The following is a 16254-nucleotide window of genomic DNA, read 5'->3' on the forward strand; positions in this document are numbered from 1 at the left end:
GGCGCCCGATGCGAACTCGCGCATCGGGCGCCGCTTTCCAGAGCGGTACACACCTATAACAACGAGGAGAAACGCCCATGCTGCAAGCACACTCATGTGAAAGCAGTCGCGTCGGGTCCTGGTTCGCGCTGCTCGGTGCCGCCCTGTGCTGCGCCTTCATGCAGACCGCAGCCGCCGGCGAGATTCGCGCCCTGCGCGTCTGTGCCGACCCCGGCAACATGCCGCTGTCCAACGACAAGGCCCAGGGTTACCAGAACAAGATGGCGGAGGTGCTGGCCGCAGCCTTGGGGGTGGCGGTGCAGTACGACTACCGCGCTTCCACCGAGCGCGGACTGCTGCGCGGCACACTCGATGCCAATACCTGCGATGTGATGTTCGATGTTCCCGCCGATATGGAGCGGGTGCTGACCACGCAGCCGCTGTATCGCAGCACCTTCGTGCTGGCCTCGCGCAGCGAACGCAAGCTGCACTTCAATAATCTCGATGATCCCAGGCTGAAGAAACTCAAGATCGGCGTCTATCAGACCTCGGCGATCCGCGCCGCGCTGGCCGAGCACGACGTCAAGAACAACACCGTCACGCATTTTCTGAGCTACGACGGTGATCGGGTGCCCGAGCATCAGGCTTCCTATCAAGTTCAGGAGATGATCGACGGCAAGCTGGATGTGGTGGGCATCTGGGGCCCATTCGCCGGCTACTACAAGACCATGAAGAACGCGCCGATCACGCTGCAGCCGGTCAACGTGATCGAGGACGGCGAGCCCCTGGAATTCGATATGGCGCTGGCGGTGCGGCGCGGTGATCGCGAGTTGCAGCAGCGCCTGAACCAGGCCCTGATCAGCGAGAAGGACAAGCTGCGCAAGATTCTCGATGACTACGGCGTGCCGCTGGTGCAATGCGAGGCCTGCGTGATCGGTGGCGAGTTGCTCGCGCACGGCCCCTACAAGCCGGCGCAGATTGCCCAGGCGCAGGAAGGCTCGGTGGCGTATGCGCCCGATGCCACGCTCGAGCAGCTGAAGATCTGGCTCAAGCAGGGCGCCAATCCTGACGACGAGTTGCTCAATGCCGTGACCGGCGGCGATCTGTCGCGTGTCCGTTATCTGCTGGATCACGGCGCCAAGGTCGATGCCCGCGATACCGAGGGCTACACCGCTCTGCAAAACGCAGTGCGCACTGATCGCAAGGAAATCGCCGCTTATCTGATCGAGCACCACGCCGACCTCGCGGCGCGCGACCGTGATGGCTGGACGGCACTGATGTTTGCGGTCTGGCGTGACAGCCCGGAACTGGTGCGCAAGCTGGTGACGAATGGCGCACAGATGGAGGCGCTCAATCCGCAAGGGCTGACGTCCCTGTGCATTGCGGCGCAGAACGGCAAGACCCAGGCGGCACAGGCTTTGATCGAGCTGGGCGCCGATCTGAACAAGGCGGTGGGTGCGGCCGGTTATACGCCGCTGATGCTGGCCATCGCCGGCGACTGGGACGAAACCGCGACGCTGCTGGTGCAGCGTGGTGCGGCGGTGAATGCGAAGAACACCGGCGGTCTGACCGCGCTGATGATCGCCGCCGCACGCAATCGCGTGGACGTGGCCCGATTGCTGTTGGGCGCCGGCGCCGATCCCGATGCGCAGGCGCAGGACGGCTTCACCGCGCAGAGCATCGCCCGTGATCGCGACAATCAGGCGGTGCTGGATGTGTTGAAGAAAGCCAGCCAGCACGGCAGGACCGGCTGAGGCAGCCGCATCGTGAACAAGTTTTTACGTATGGCGGCGGTGTGCAGAGCAATGATCGACGTGTCAACGAGGAGGCAGACTGTGTTGAAGAAAGTGGTGGCCGGAACGATTCTGGCATTCATGGGCAGCCTTGCTTTTGCGCAGGGAAGCGCGCCGGCAACAGGCAGCACCACGCCGCCGCCCGAGCGCGTGAAGGCGGCTGCCAAGGGCACGCTGAAGAATCCCTATAGCGACAGCGACGCCACCGTCGTCGAAGAGGGGCGCAAGATTTACTTCAAGTCCGGCTGCAATGGTTGCCATGGCGGCGGCGGCGGTGGCGGCATGTGTCCGCCGCTGACCAACGACACCTGGGTGTATGGCGGCGACGACGACACCCTGTTCCGCCTGGTCGCGCTGGGTTCGCAAGACCTGCAGGCGGCCGGCTATGCGCGCAAGGGCCACGAGAACGTGGTCGGGCCGATGCCGCCGCATGGCGTGATCGTGAAGACCGAGGATGATCTGTGGAAGATCATCACCTTCATCCGTTCCAACTTCCACGGTTCACCGGCGCGCAAGTTCGGCGATCCGCCTCCTGCCGCGACGCCCTGAAGCCCTGAGACCAGCGCCGGGTATGGACCATCCCCTGCAGGCACGCGCTGCCCTCGGCGGTTCCGGCGAGGTCGCGCTCGAGGACTGGCGGCAGCGCGCCTTGCATTTCGAGTCGGCGCTCAACGGCGTGGTCCTGGGACTGCGTTCGGCGGTGCGTCTGCTGTGCATCGCGGTGTTCGCGCGTGGGCATGTCCTGCTGGAAGGCAATGTCGGTGTCGGCAAGACCACGCTGCTGCGCGCGGCAGCGCGCGGCATCGGCGGCGCCTATCAGCGCGTCGAAGGCACCATCGACCTGATGCCGCACGACATCATCTATCACACCTATATCGACCGCGACGGCAAGCCCGGCGTCGAACCCGGGCCGCTGCTGGCGCAGGGCGAACAGCTGTCGGTGTTCTTCTTCAACGAGATCAATCGCGCGCGGCCGCAGGTGCATTCGCTGCTGCTGCGCGTGATGGCCGAGGGCAGCGTCAGCGCCTTCAACAGCGAGCAGCGCTTTCCTTATCTGCAGCTGTTCGCCGACCGCAACCGCGTCGAGAAGGAGGAAACCTTCGAGCTGCCGGGCGCGATGCGTGACCGTTTCCTCATGGAGATCGCCATCGCGCCGGATCAGGACGAAGCCCTGCATCGCGAACTGATGTTCGGCACGCGCTTTCACGATACCGACCAGCTCATCGAAAGCCTGCCTGCGGAGCTGCTCGACTACCGTGCGCTGGGCGCGGTGGCGCAGGCCATCCAGCAACAGGTGCAGGCGGGCGAGGCGGTGCAACAGTTCGCCTCGCATCTGCGCCGTGCCACGCACTGGCCGGGCGAATACGGCATCGCGCTCGACGGAGTGGAGATCGCCGAGCTGATGCTCTCCGGCGCCGGGCCGCGCGGCATGAGCATGCTGGTGCGCGCCGCCAAGGTCGCGGCCTGGCTCGCCGGCCGCGAGCATCTGCATCCCGAGGATCTGCGCGAAGTCTTTCATGCGGTGATGGCGCACCGCCTGTTTTTCACGCCGCTGTACGAGTTGCAGCGCGAGCGTATCGCCGGTGAGTTCACCGCCGCGATTCTGCGCAAGGTAGACGCACCCTAGTACCGTGCTCCGGAAATATCGAAACATGAAACGGGGTCTTTTGCCGCATGGCGGCGTTGCTCGTCGTCGCCGTAGTCCCTGCTACGGCTCCTTCTCGCGCCTTGCCCTGCGACAAAATCCATCCGTTTCATTTCGTTCCGCCATTCCCGGGGCACGGTACTAGACGCGCATGGCCGGCACGCCCAGCACCACCGTCGACTATCGGGTGCGGTGGAAGCCCGGCGGAGTGGTGCCCGGCATGCATCGCGGCACGCAGGCCGGCATCGGTCACGAGCTGCGCGCCTCGGTGCCGTTTCACGCGCATCCTGATCCGCGCCGCCTGGATCTGCGCAGCAGCCTGCGCGATCCCTACCAGCGTCTCTGGGTGCACGACTGCCAGCAGAGCGTCGCGCTCAAGCTCTATGTGCTGGCCGATGTCTCGGCCTCGATGACGTATCAGGGCCGGCAGGACAAGTTCGCGCAGCTGCAGACACTGGTTGCCACGCTGGCGCATTCGGCCTGGCGCAGCGGCGATCGCTTCGGCATGCTCGCCGCCGACGAGCAGCTGCGTGAGGAGCTGAGCCTGCCGGCGCGGCTCAACCGCAGTGCCGGTGAATGGCTGCAGCAGCGCCTGCGCCGGTTCCAGCCGCAGGGACGTGGCGCGCAAGGCCTGCTGCAGGCGGCGGCGCGTCTGCCGGGACGCCGCGCGCTGGTGTTTCTGATTTCCGATTTTCACTGGCCGCAAGCGCTGCTGCCGGAGCTGCTGCAGGCGCTGGCGGCGCACGACGTGGTGCCCCTGGTGCTGTGGGACACGCTGGAGACTCCGCCGATGCGTCGGCATGGGCTGGCGCGGCTGCGCGATCCGGAAACCGGCGCGCAGCGTAGCTACTGGCTGCGACCGGCGCTGCAGCCGCTGTTCGAACAAGCCTATGCGCAACGCCGGCAGCAGCTGCAGGCGCAGTTCCAGCGCGCCGGGCGTCGCGCCCTGTTCATCGACGGGCCGTTCACGCCGCAGCTGCTCAATGCTTATTTCCGCGAGGCCTTGTGAAGCGCCTGCTGCTCTGCCTGTGCCTGTTGGCCGCGCCCGTCTGGGCGCAGCTGCCGCCGGGTTACGCCGTGCAGACGCAGATGCGCGACACCGGTTATGTGCTCGGCGACTTTCTCGACCAGCAAATCCGCATCGCGCTTCCGCGCGGGGCGCGTCTGGATGAGGCCTCGCTGCCGGCCATCGGCCCGGTCAATCACTGGCTGGAACTGCGCGAGCGCCGGCTGCATCGCAGCGGCGGCGATTATCAGCTGCAGCTGCGCTATCAGGTGTTCGCCGCCGTGGAGGAGCCGCTGCAGCTGGCGGTGCCGGGCTTTGCGCTGCGGCTGAGCGGCGAGTCGGCGCTGCCCAAGTTGCAGGTGCCGCCGCAGCCCTTCTATCTGTCGCCGGTGCTGCCGGCCACGCTCGACGAGAAGCAGCGTCAGCCGCGCGCCAGCCTGGCGCCGCTGCAGGAATCCACCCGCCTGCCGACTTGGGGCCTGGCGCTCAGCCTGGGCGCCGGCCTGCTGCTGGCCTTGTATCTGGCCTGGCTCAACGACCGCCTGCCGGGGGTGTGGCGCGGCGCCGGGCCGTTTGCGCGCCTGCTGCGACGCTGGCGCGGAGGTGGCGATGGCGAATACGCCGCCTTGCTGCGCGAGGTGCAGCATGGTTTCAACGCATGCGCGGGCGAGACGCTCTACGCCGACAATCTGCCGCTGCTGTTTGCGCGCGCGCCGTATCTGCTGCCGCTGCGCGAAGACATCGAAGCGCTGCTGGCGCACGCGCGCGGCGTCTTTTACGAAGGTCGCGAGGCGCAGGCCGAGTGGCCGGCAACGCGGGTGCTGGCGCTGTGCCGGCGCCTGCGCGAACGCGAGCGGGGCGCGCGATGAGCCTGGGTCTGGCGCAGCCCTGGCTGCTGTTGCTGGCGCCGCTGGCCTTCTGGCTGCTGTGGCGGCAGAGCCTGCCGCAGCATGCCCATCCGGGACTGTCCTTCCTGCCGGTGGACCCGGCTTCGCGGCTGATGTTCGCGGCGCTGCGGGTGATGGCGGCAACGGCGTTCATCGCCCTGATCCTGGCGGCGGCCGGCCCCTATGCCGAAGGCGGCAGCATCGTGCACACCGGCAGCGGCGCGCAGATCGTGCTGGTGTTCGATCGCAGCGGCAGCATGTCGGAAGACCTGAGCGACGGGCGTGAAGCCGGCGCGCCGGGCGAGGCGCCGCATGAGGCCAAGATCGTCGCCGCGCGGCGACTGCTGCTGGACTTCATGCAGCAGCGACGCGGCGACATGTTCGGTGTGGTGGCCTTTGCGTCCTCGCCGATTGCTGCCGCGCCGCTCACCGATGATCGCGAGATGACGCAGGCGGCGCTGGCCAGCGCGCAGGCGCGCAGCCTGGGCTTCACCGCACTGGCACGCGCGCTGGCCCTGGCGCTCGACGAGTTCCGCGATCTGCCCTACACCGCCTCGCGCGTGCTGCTGCTGGTGTCCGACGGCGGCGCACAGATCGCCCGCGAGGACGGCGAACGCCTGCGCCGGCTGTTCGCCGAGCGGCGCGCCTCGCTGATCTGGATCTACACGCGCGGTGAACGCGAGCCCTCGCTGCGCGACGGCACCACCGACATCAATTTCTCGCAAAGCCAGTCCATGCACGACTACTTCGCCAAGCTCGACGTGCCGTATCAGCTGCTGGAAGCCACCAGCAGCCAGGGCATGCGCGAAGCGGTGGCGCAGGTGGCGCGCATGACCAACCTGCCCACGCACTATCTGGAGCATCTGCCACGCCGCGATCTGGCGCCTTATCTCTACAGCGGCGCCGCCTTGCTGCTGCTGCTGCTCTGTCTGGCCAAGTCGCTGGAGCTGGAAACATGGCCGCGATGAAGCGCGCACTCACGCCGCTGCTCGCCTGGCTGGCGCTGGCACTGTGTCTGGCCACGGCCTTGTTCTGCGCGCTGCGCCTGCAGACTGCCACGGCGCATAACCGGATGATGGTGGACGGCTCGCTGCTCAAGCGCGTGAGCCTGCCTGACTCGCCGCGCCTGCACTACGCCGCCGGCTGGTGGTACGAGCGCGCGCAGCTGCCGCGCCAGGCGCTCACGTACTACGCGCAGGCCGATGCCGATGCCGCCGCCGATCCGGCGCTGGCCGCGCGCGCGCGATTCGCACTGGGCAATCTCTATTTCGCGCGCGGCCTGCGCGCCGCCGACATCGCCAGCGGCGGCTCGCATGTGCTGGCGCTGGCGCAGCTGCAGCTGGCACGCGAAGCCTATCGCGCCACGCTGCAACTGGACCCTCAGCTGCGCGAGGCGCGCTACAACCTCGAACTGCTGGAGCGCCTCAGTCCCGAGCGGCGCGTGCAGGGCTGGAGCCGGCGCGAGAGCCGTCTGCAGCTGGACGAGGCCGAACAGCATGGCTGGGCCGGCATGCAGGAAACGCCGATGCGGGGCCTGCCATGAGGCGGCGTCGCCTGCGGCCGACACAGGGCTTGCTGCTGATGCTCGCGGCATTGCTGCTGTTGCTGCCGGTGTACGCGCGTCCGCAGCTGACCATGCCGGGCCTGAGCTACGCGTATCTGTTCGTGATCGACATCAGCCAGAGCATGAACGTGGCCGACCAGCCCGATGCGGACGGGCGCACGCAGACACGGCTGGCGGCGGCGCGCGCGGCGGTGATCGCCGGTCTGCGCCAGCTGCCCTGTGGTTCGCTGGCGGCGCTGGGCCTGTTTGCCGACGACGAGACTCTGATGGTGTTCGAGCCGCTGGAAGTCTGCGCCCATTATCCGGCGATGGAGAAGGTGGTGGCCGGCATCAGCTGGCGCATGGCCTGGGGCGGCAACTCACAGATCGACGCCGGCCTGCAGAGCGCCGCGCGCGAGGCGATCGAGCGGCATCTGAATCTGGTGTTCGTCAGCGATGGCGACGAGGCGCCGCGCCGCGAGGCGCTGCGTCTGGACAAGCTGCGCACCCAGCGCGGCAAGCTCAAGGGTCTGCTGATCGGCGTCGGCGGCGAGCAGGAGCGGCCGGTGCCGCGGCTCGACGAGCACGACGAGGTGGTCGGCTACTGGCAGGTGCAGGATGCGGTGCGTAATGGCGGCAATCCCAATCTCGCCGCGATGCTGCAGAACCTGCAGCCCGATGAAGCGGTGCCGGCGGAGATGCTGCGCGGCGCGCCGGAGTTCCAGTCGGCGCAGCGTGTGGAGACCTTGCGCCAGCTGGCCGATGCCGAGGGCTTGCAGTATCGCGCGCTGCGCAGCCAGCGCGACTTCAATCGCGCGCTGAGCGCTGCATCGCTCGGCGAGCTGCGTCAGGTGCCGCGTGATCTGCGCCCGGTGTTTGCACTGGGCTCGGCGCTGCTGCTGCTGCTGGCCTGTCTTCTGCCCTCGCGCATGACTGCTCTACGGCGCTTGGGTCATATCCGTCACACCGCTGGCGCCCGGCCGACCCAGGCGCTGCGCTGAAGAAAGGAGCAAAACCCGATGCGATCAGCCAAGCCCATGATTTGTATGAGCACGCGGGCGACAATACGCTGGCATGCACGCTGCTAGTTCAGCCTCTACAAGCTGCCGGCGTGTTTCGCCCGAGCCGGCATCACCACGAAAACCCGACCAACTTACGAAAAAGCTGGAGAAACCATGAAATCACGAGCCGCAGTCGCCTGGGAAGCAGGCAAGCCCCTCTCGATTGAGGAGGTGGAGGTTGCCGCGCCCAAGGCCGGCGAGGTGTTGATCAAGATCGTCGCCACCGGCGTCTGCCATACCGATGCCTTCACCTTGTCCGGTGCCGATCCCGAAGGGCTGTTCCCGGTGATTCTCGGCCACGAGGGCGGCGGCATCGTGCAGGAGGTGGGGCCGGGCGTGACCAGCGTGAAACCCGGCGATCATGTGATTCCGCTCTACACGCCCGAATGCGGCGAGTGCAAATTCTGTCTCTCCGGCAAGACCAATCTCTGCCAGAAGATCCGCGCCACGCAGGGCAAGGGCCTGATGCCGGACGGCACCTCGCGCTTCTCGCAGAAGGGCAAGACCATCCTGCATTACATGGGCACCAGCACCTTCTCCGAGTACACCGTGATGCCGGAAATCTCGGTGGCCAAGATCAATCCCAAGGCGCCGCTGGACAAGGTCTGCCTGCTGGGCTGCGGAATCACCACCGGTATCGGCGCGGTGCTCAACACCGCCAAGGTGCAGCCGGGCAACAGCGTTGCGGTGTTCGGGCTGGGCGGCATCGGCCTGTCGGTCGTGCAGGGTGCGGTGATGGCCAAGGCCGGCCGCATCATTGCGGTGGACACCAATCCCTCGAAGTGGGACATGGCCAAGGCGCTGGGCGCCACCGACTTCGTCAATCCCAAGGATTACCCCAACACGCCGATCCAGCAGGTGATCGTTGATCTCACCGATGGCGGCGTGGATTTTTCTTTCGAGTGCATCGGTAACGTCAACGTCATGCGTTCGGCCCTGGAGTGCTGCCACAAGGGCTGGGGCGAGTCGGTGATCATCGGTGTGGCCGGTGCCGGACAGGAGATCAGCACGCGGCCCTTCCAGCTGGTGACCGGTCGCGTCTGGCGCGGCTCGGCTTTCGGCGGCGTCAAGGGCCGTTCGCAGCTGCCGGGCTATGTGGATCGTTATCTGCAGGGCGAGATCAGGATCGATGAGATGATCACCGAAGTCCTGCCGCTGGAAGAAATCAACAAGGCCTTCGATCTGATGCATGAAGGCAAGGTGATCCGCTCGGTCATCCGTTACTAAGCGCATGGCCGGCCTGCCAAGCCCGCCGCTGGTTGCAGCCCGGACTCCGCCTCGGGGCGGGTCCGGCGGCGTGCTGCGCTGCGGCAACCGGCGACCGCAGGTCGCCTGGCAGGCGGGTCCGACTTTCGCCAAACCAGCAATAGCAGTAGGCTCTGCGCTCGACCGCGACGGAGTCCGCCCGTCTGTATCGAGTGTCAGGCCCCGTGCCCTGCAACTCGTCCCCTCCGTCGGCAGGAAGCTCGCATGCCCAGCTGCATGAGCACCAGCACGACGGAGGAGAACGTCATGCGTATAGAAGCAAAAGGTCAGGGCCACGCGCAACTGATCGAATCGGCCGTTCATGGCCAGCTCACCACTGTCGATATCAACCAGGACGTGCGGCATTCCTGGTGCCGCTGCATCGACAGCTATGAGCTCGATCCGCTGCAGGTGAAGAAGCCCATCGTGGTCACCCGCAGCGATCTGCAGATGCGTCGTGAACGGCTCGGCGCACTGCTGTCGATCGCGCGCATCGAGATGCTCAATCTGTCGCGACAGATGCGGCATTCGCATTTCGGGGTGATGCTGACCGACGCCGATGGCGTGATCGTGAACTATCTCGGCGATCCGGCGTTCTCCGAAGTCGCGCGCCGCGCCGGTTTTCGTGAAGGCGCGGTGTGGAGCGAGCGCGAGCTGGGCACCAACGGCATGGGCACCTGCATCATGATGCAGCGCCCGGTGCTGATCGACCGGCTCGAACATTTTCTGGTGCAGAACATCGCGCTCACCTGTTCGGCCGCGCCGATCTTCGACATGCGTGGTCGTCTGCTCGCGGCGCTGGATATCTCCGGCGGCCCCGATGCCGTGCAGATGCATACCCTGGCGCTGGTGGAAATCGCCGCACAGAACATCGAAAACCGCGCTTTGCTGGAAGCGGCGCGGCCCTATCATCTGCTGCGCTTCCATCCGCACGCTGAGTTCATCAGCACGCCGGGTGAGGGGCTGCTCATGTTCGACAGCGACGGCACCGTGATGGGCGCCAACCGCAGCGCGCTGGAACTGCTGAGCCTGCGCAGTCATGAGGAGCTGTGCGGCCGCAGCATCGAAGCCGTGCTGGAAAACAGTCTTGAATTCCTGCTGCAACTGGCCACGCGCCCGGCGCTGCGTCCGGAGGCGCTGCATCTGAAGTCGCGGCAGCAGCGGCTGTTCGTCACGGTGCAGGCGCCGGCCTGCGAGCCGCGTGCCGCGCCGATCAAGCCGCTGACCGCGCCGCCGGTGCTGGACAGCCTGGAGCTGATGGACGCCGGCGATCCGGTGGTGCTCGCCAACCAGCGCATTGCGCGCCGCGTGCTCAATCGCGACATCTCGGTGCTGCTGCTCGGCGAGACCGGCACCGGCAAAGGCTATTTCGCCAAGGCCATCCACAAGGCCAGCACGCGTGCCGACAAGCCGCTGGTATCGGTGAACTGTGCGGCGATTCCGGAAATGCTGATCGAGAGCGAGCTGTTCGGCTACCGTCCCGGCGCATTCACCGGCGCGGCGCGGCAGGGTCATACCGGGCGCATCCTGCAGGCCAACGGCGGCACGCTGTTCCTCGACGAAATCGGCGACATGCCGCTGTCAGTGCAGGCGCGTGTGCTCAGCGTGCTGGAGGATCGCGAGGTGGTGCCGCTGGGCGGCACGCATCCGGTGCCGGTGGACATCCGCATCATCAGCGCCACGCATCGCGATCTGGTCGAGATGGTGGCCAGCGGGCAGTTCCGCGACGACCTCTACTACCGCCTCAATGGCATCACCCTCACGCTGCCGCCTTTGCGTGAGCGCCAGGACATCATCGAGGTGATCCGGCGCATGCTGGCCATCGAGATCGGCGAGCAGTCGATGCGCGTCGATGAGGCCCTGGTGCGGCGCCTGGCGCGCCTGCCCTGGCCCGGCAACCTGCGTCAGCTGCGCAATGTGCTGCGCAATATGCTGGCGATGAGTGAAGGCGACGAACTCACGCTGGACGACTTCGACGAGCGCTGCCTGCTCAGCAGCAGCGCCGCGCGTGGCACCGGTGCGCCGGTGACGCCGCTGCCGGCCGAGTCGCCGGCCGAAGAGGACGCCGATCTTCTGGGCAGCGCCGAGTGCGAGGCGCTGCGCCGCGCACTGGAAGCCTGCGGCTGGAATGTCAGCGAGGCGGCCGTGCGCCTGCACATCAGCCGCAAGACGATCTACCGCAAGATGCATCGCCATGGCCTGACGCGCGAGGCCGCGCTCGACGGCCGCGAGGCGGTGCATGCCGGCGGCGAAGCCTTGCGTCCGGCGCCACGCGCCGCGCAGTTCAGAGACGACTAGGTGGCACATGCTCGGACGGTCCGGCCGCCAGCTGTGCGCACCGCAGGCTCTTCTGCTGAGCCGCCGCCGCGACCGTACGAGTTCATCATCAACGCTGCGGCCAGCGGGGCCGGCAGCGTCGTTGTTCAGGGGAACGGACCCTCATAGGCCGTCACCCACCGCCACCATCGTCCGCAATACAAGGAGAGCTTCGATGAAATCCGTTCTGTTCGCCTGTATCAACCGCGAAATCGGGAGCTGAAAGCCATGAGCGCCCTTTCGCTACATCCAGCCATCGACAATGGCATCAAGCCCGGCTCCGACGCCTTCAAAGGCGGCACTCTGGTGTGCAAGTGCAAGGACAATCCGGTGGAAGTCACCATCGACTCGCAGTCGGCGCACAACCATGCCTGCGGCTGCACCAAGTGCTGGAAGCCGGCCGGCGCGCTGTTCTCCGTCGTGGCGGTGGTGCCGCGCGACAAGCTGCGCGTGACCAAGAACGCCGACAAGCTGGCCATCGTCAACAAGGAGGCGCCGATCCAGCGCTATGCCTGCAAGGGCTGCGGCGTGCACATGTACGGCCGCATCGAAAACACCAAGCATCCCTTCTTCGGTCTGGACTTCGTGCACACCGAGCTGTCGCCGCAGGCGGGCTGGTCGGCGCCGGGCTTCGCCGCCTTTGTCTCGTCCGTCATCGAATCCGGCTTCGATCCCTCGCGCATGGGCGAAGTGCGCGGCCGGCTCAAGCAGCTGGGGCTGGAGCCCTATGACTGCCTGTCGCCGCCGCTGATGGACGCCATCGCCACGCACACCGCCAAGGCTTCCGGCGCGCTGCGTTAACCCGCGCGGTTCCACGCATCCGGCCCGTCAGTGCGCGGGCCGGGTGCGTGATATCGCGGTCCGCTGTACTTCCAATCCAGCCAATCCGGCGGTGCGCCGATGCGCGCCGCATGCTTCGGGCGTTCCGTTCGCCCCGCGTTTGAAATCGCAAGATTCCAAACGCGGGACGAACGGTCTTTTTTTAGGCCCTACACCTTCCAGTCGAAGCCCAGACCCGCATTGACATTGAAGCCGGGGCCGGGCTCGTAGAAGCGGCTGTTGCCGTCGTTGACGATCACCGAGCCCACGTAGTCCTTGTCGAGCAGATTGTCCAGGCTCAGGAAGGCGCGCAGACGGCCCTGCGGCAGCTCGCGGACATAAGCGCCGTTCAGCCCCAGCAGCCAGTAGGAAGGCGCGGATTCGGTATTGCGGTCGTTGACCGGCACCTCGCTCAGATAGCTGCCGCTGACTTCGGCGTGCCAGCCCAGCTCGCCGCCCCAGCGCAGCGCGCCATACAGCTGCGAGCGCGGCACGCCGGCGATGCGGCTGCCGCTGGCCACCTGCGCGAGATTGGTGCCGCTGGGATTGCCCGGCGTCGGCGCCGTGCAGGGCGTGGCGACGCAGGTGGTGTAGGGCGCCCGCACCGTTGCATCCAGCCAGGTGTAGGCGAGATTGAGCGTGAGATCGGCCGGCAGCGCGGTCTGCGTCGCGGCCTCCAGGCCCTGGCGGCGGGTGCGGTCGGCATTGCCGTAGGTGGCGCGGCCGCCGGCGTTGGTGACGGTGACGATCTCGTCGCGGGTGATGGCCTGGAACAGCGCCAGCTGCGCCTGGGTCTTGCCGGGGAGGCGCAGCTTGGCGCCGAGTTCGCCGTTGTTGCTGCGTGCCGAGTCCAGGCCCAGATTCAGGCCGGCCTGGCCATCGGGGCGATACGCCAGCTCGGCAAAGGTCGGCGTCTCGAAGCCGCGGCCGTAGGAGCCGTAGAAGTGCAGCGTCTCGCTGTAGCGCCACATCAGGCCGGCCACCGGCGTGGCGGCGGAATAGTGGCGGTTGCCGCTGTCGTCGGGATTGCTGCCGGTGACGTAGTGATCCTGCGAGTTGAACTTGATGCGGCTGTAGCGCGCGCCCGCCATCGCCGACCAGTCGCTGGCGAACTGCCAGCTGGCCTGCAGGTATTCGTCCAGCGAGTAGACCTTGTCCAGCTCGTTGCGGCGCAGCCGGCCCTTCACGCCCAGCGTCGTGCCCACGAAGTTCTCATAACCGCGCCGGTGCTGTCCCAGGTCGTCCCAGTTCAGGCCGGCCACCAGGCTGAAGGGCTGGCCGGCCAGCTGCGTGCGCCAGCTCCAGCGCGCATCCACGCCGCCGTAATCGGTGTCCAGATCCACCACGCCGCCGGCGTGCAGCGGATTGCCCTGCGTGGCCACGGGAATCGCAAGGTACTGCACGATGGCGCGATGGCCGTAGTAGCCGAGCAGGCGCAGGTTCTGCGAGCTGCCGATATCACGCTCGTACACCGCGCCGAGCTGCGTCTGGTCGGCGCTCTTGCGGGTGTTGAACTGCGTGGCCACCGAGGTGGCCTGGCTGGGATCGGCCTGGAACTGCGCGCGCGTCAGGCCCAGCGCGTCCTGCGCATGCGGGGTGGACATGTTGTTGGCCAGCAGGCTCAGGCGCTGGTGCTCGTCGAGCTTGATGTTGAGCTTGGCATTGCCGGACTCGCGGCGCGCGCGGCTGTGATCGCGAAAGCCGCCGGTGGCGTAGTGCGTGAAGCCGAGGTTGTAGTCGCTGATGCCGTAGCTGCCGCGTGCGCCCAGCGCGGTGCGCCAGCTTTCATAGCTGCCGCCGCCGGCCGACAGCGAGAGCTGCGGCTCGGGCGTGCCGTCGGCGGTGAACATCTGAATCACGCCGCCGGAGGAATTGCCGTAAAGGCTGGAAAACGGGCCGCGCAGCACTTCCACGCGTGCGGCGCTGTCGAGATTGAAATGCGAGACCTGGCCCTGGCCATCCGGCTGCGTGGCCGGCACGCCGTCGAGCAGCAGGCGCACGCCGCGGATGCCGAAGGCCGAGCGCGCGCCGAAGCCGCGCACCGAAATCTGCATGTCCTGGGCAAAGTTGTGGCGGTCGCGCGCCAGCACACCGGCCACCGGCGTGAGCGTGTCATTGAGATTGACCGACATGCCCTCGGCAATCGTGGTGCTGTCGATGGAAGCGGGAATCTCGAAACTGTCCTGCGCGATGCGCGTGGCGGTGACGGTCACGGTTTCCACTTCATTGCCCTCGGCCGCCGCCGCGCACAGCGGCAGCAGCAGGCCGACGGCGCTCAGGCTCAGCAGGGTCGGGATACGGCGGCGCTCGACCGCGCGCAGGGTGCGGGGCCGCAGGGACTTGGGCATGTTTCCTCCATCTGGTTTTGGCAGCCGCAGCGGCGAGCTCAGCCATCGTCGCCCTGCGCAAGCCTCGCATCTTGCCAGTTGCACCGGGTCTTTGCGCGAAAAATTTTCCGGTCTGTGGCAGCGGCGATACAGCGGCATCCACAAGAAGAAGCCGGGCACGGGGCCCGGCTCATGGACTGCGGTGCGAAGCGCCTCAGAACGAGAGGAAGGCGCCGACGTTGAAGTTGTTGGCCTTGATCTCACCGCCGTTGTGCGCCTCGGACTTCACACCGCTGTACTCGGCGAGCAGGGTCAGGTTCGCCGTGAGGCTGTGGTAGACGCCGGCGGTGTACTTGCTGTTCTTCTCCACCAGCGTCGGATTGGCCAGACGATCCGCGTTGTTGGCGTAGTCCAGCTTGCTCTCGCCATAGTTCACGCCCAGCTTGGTGTCGCCCAGCTTGTAGGTGGCCTGGGCGATGAAGCCGTCGGAGTCGCGCTCGTGCCCCAGGCCGTCGCTGGCGATGTTGAACAAGGCGGTGGTGCCCATGCCGCTGCCGCTGTAGTAGTAGGCCATCACCTCGCCCGGCCCGAAGGTGAGCTTGCCGCCCACGTCGAAGCCGGTGCTGGTGAAGTCGGAGGCGTCGGTCACGCCCTCCTGCTTCTGCGTGATGAAGGTGGCGGAGAGATAGATCGGACCTGTGGTGAAAGCGGCCTTGCCGTGGAAGCCCGGCGCGGATTTGCGCGTGGGTGCTGTTGCGCCGACCGGATTGAGCGGATCGAACACACCCACGGTCAGCTTCAGACCACCGAAGTCCGGCGTGGTGTAGTCGATCTGTGCCAGCGTATCGGTGTAGATGTAGCCATAGCCGATGCCGCCGAGCGTGGTGTTGGCGGGAGCGCCAGAGGAAGCCGCGCCGGAGCCGCCGACGCCGGGCAGGGTCATGTCGTTGATGATCGCGTCGAAACCGAACAGGCCGAAGTTACGGCCCAGGGTGAAGCTGCCCATGCTGGCGTTGCCGAAGGTCATGTACACCTGGCGCACATCCATTCCGGTGGTGCCCAGCGCCGTATTGCTGCCACCGCTTTCCAGGTTCGGGCTCCCGCCGTCATTGGTGCTGATGCCCGGATACAGGCCGAAATGCGCCGCGATGTCGTAGCCCTTCTGCAGGGTGGAGATGCCAAAGGTCAAGGCCGCCGGCAGCAGACCATTGCTGATCGAGGAGCTGTTGTCCTGCTGATCTCCGCTGGTATTGCAGGCTAGGCCGCCGGTGACCGTGGCAGTGGAGTTGTCACAGGCCGAGTAGATGTAATGCACATTGACGTTGCCGTTGACCGAGAACTTCCAGTCGCCGGCCTCCAGATCCAGGGCCTGTGCGCTTTGACTCACGCAAAAGCCTGCGGCTGCGGTTGAAATGACGAGTAAAGGAATGCGGCGCTTTGTCTTCATGACCTCTCCCGTATAAGGGCTGTGATTTCGCGCATCGACAGCGGACGTGGGTCCGCCACCGTCCTCCGCCTGCAGCCTCTCCTCACAAAAGTGCCGCGGCGGTGCCCGAAACATGGCAACGCATATGCCATGCGCGCCGATCGCGCAGCCGCTTGTTTTTTAGGGATTATTGTCAGCAGGCTGAAC

General features: G+C 66.7%; 13 protein-coding genes. 11 read left to right on the forward strand and 2 right to left on the reverse strand.

The genetic code is table 11. The features are described from left to right. Positions 1 to 77 precede the first annotated feature (77 nt). The 11 genes from BMY12_RS15035 (at position 78) to gfa (ending at position 12276) form a co-directional block, all read left to right on the forward strand. Entirely contained in the window at positions 78 to 1733 is a 1656-nt protein-coding gene (locus tag BMY12_RS15035; RefSeq protein ID WP_093287986.1) for a quinoprotein dehydrogenase-associated putative ABC transporter substrate-binding protein, read from the forward strand. Between the two features lie 81 nt (positions 1734 to 1814). After that, positions 1815 to 2321 carry a c-type cytochrome gene (locus BMY12_RS15040; protein ID WP_245732545.1) on the forward strand — a complete coding sequence of 169 codons (507 nt, stop codon included), beginning with the start codon at positions 1815 to 1817 and terminating at the stop codon, positions 2319 to 2321. 22 nt (positions 2322 to 2343) lie between these two features. Beyond that, positions 2344 to 3399: an AAA family ATPase gene (locus BMY12_RS15045; protein WP_093287991.1), complete on the forward strand. Its 1056-nt coding sequence runs from the start codon at positions 2344 to 2346 to the stop codon at positions 3397 to 3399. A 169-nt stretch (positions 3400 to 3568) separates the two neighbouring features. Beyond that, positions 3569 to 4426: a DUF58 domain-containing protein gene (locus BMY12_RS15050; protein WP_093287993.1), complete on the forward strand. Its 858-nt coding sequence runs from the start codon at positions 3569 to 3571 to the stop codon at positions 4424 to 4426. After that, complete coding sequence (locus tag BMY12_RS20375) at positions 4423 to 5292, forward strand: hypothetical protein (protein ID WP_177189018.1); 870 nt, start codon at positions 4423 to 4425, stop codon at positions 5290 to 5292. The genes BMY12_RS15050 and BMY12_RS20375 overlap by 4 nt, the downstream gene beginning before the upstream one ends. Beyond that, positions 5289 to 6278, forward strand: coding sequence for a vWA domain-containing protein (locus BMY12_RS15055; protein WP_177189019.1), 990 nt, complete (start codon positions 5289 to 5291; stop codon positions 6276 to 6278). The genes BMY12_RS20375 and BMY12_RS15055 overlap by 4 nt, the downstream gene beginning before the upstream one ends. Further along, complete coding sequence (locus tag BMY12_RS15060; RefSeq protein WP_093287999.1) at positions 6266 to 6853, forward strand: hypothetical protein; 588 nt, start codon at positions 6266 to 6268, stop codon at positions 6851 to 6853. Before BMY12_RS15055 ends, BMY12_RS15060 begins: the two co-directional genes overlap by 13 nt. Beyond that, on the forward strand, positions 6850 to 7854 hold the full coding sequence (locus tag BMY12_RS15065; protein WP_093288002.1) for a VWA domain-containing protein: 1005 nt from the start codon (positions 6850 to 6852) through the stop codon (positions 7852 to 7854). Before BMY12_RS15060 ends, BMY12_RS15065 begins: the two co-directional genes overlap by 4 nt. Before the next feature lie 174 nt (positions 7855 to 8028). Beyond that, complete coding sequence (locus BMY12_RS15070; protein WP_093288005.1) at positions 8029 to 9141, forward strand: S-(hydroxymethyl)glutathione dehydrogenase/class III alcohol dehydrogenase; 1113 nt, start codon at positions 8029 to 8031, stop codon at positions 9139 to 9141. 285 nt (positions 9142 to 9426) lie between these two features. Further along, positions 9427 to 11457, forward strand: a complete 2031-nt coding sequence (locus BMY12_RS15075; RefSeq protein WP_177189020.1) for a sigma-54-dependent Fis family transcriptional regulator — start codon at positions 9427 to 9429, stop codon at positions 11455 to 11457. 246 nt (positions 11458 to 11703) lie between these two features. Then, positions 11704 to 12276, forward strand: coding sequence for an S-(hydroxymethyl)glutathione synthase (gene gfa / locus BMY12_RS15080; protein WP_093288011.1), 573 nt, complete (start codon positions 11704 to 11706; stop codon positions 12274 to 12276). Positions 12277 to 12464: 188 nt separating this feature from the next. Here gfa and BMY12_RS15085 read toward each other — a convergent pair whose 3' ends face one another. Both BMY12_RS15085 and BMY12_RS15090 read right to left on the reverse strand, forming a co-directional pair. After that, complete coding sequence (locus BMY12_RS15085) at positions 12465 to 14642, reverse strand: TonB-dependent receptor family protein (protein ID WP_093288014.1); 2178 nt, start codon at positions 14640 to 14642, stop codon at positions 12465 to 12467. Positions 14643 to 14835: 193 nt separating this feature from the next. Next, positions 14836 to 16008, reverse strand: a complete 1173-nt coding sequence (locus BMY12_RS15090) for a porin (RefSeq protein ID WP_245732547.1) — start codon at positions 16006 to 16008, stop codon at positions 14836 to 14838. Between the last annotated feature and the right edge of the window lie 246 nt (positions 16009 to 16254).

It is taken from the genome of Solimonas aquatica (assembly GCF_900111015.1).
In the GTDB taxonomy this organism is placed as follows: Bacteria; Pseudomonadota; Gammaproteobacteria; order Nevskiales; family Nevskiaceae; genus Solimonas; species Solimonas aquatica.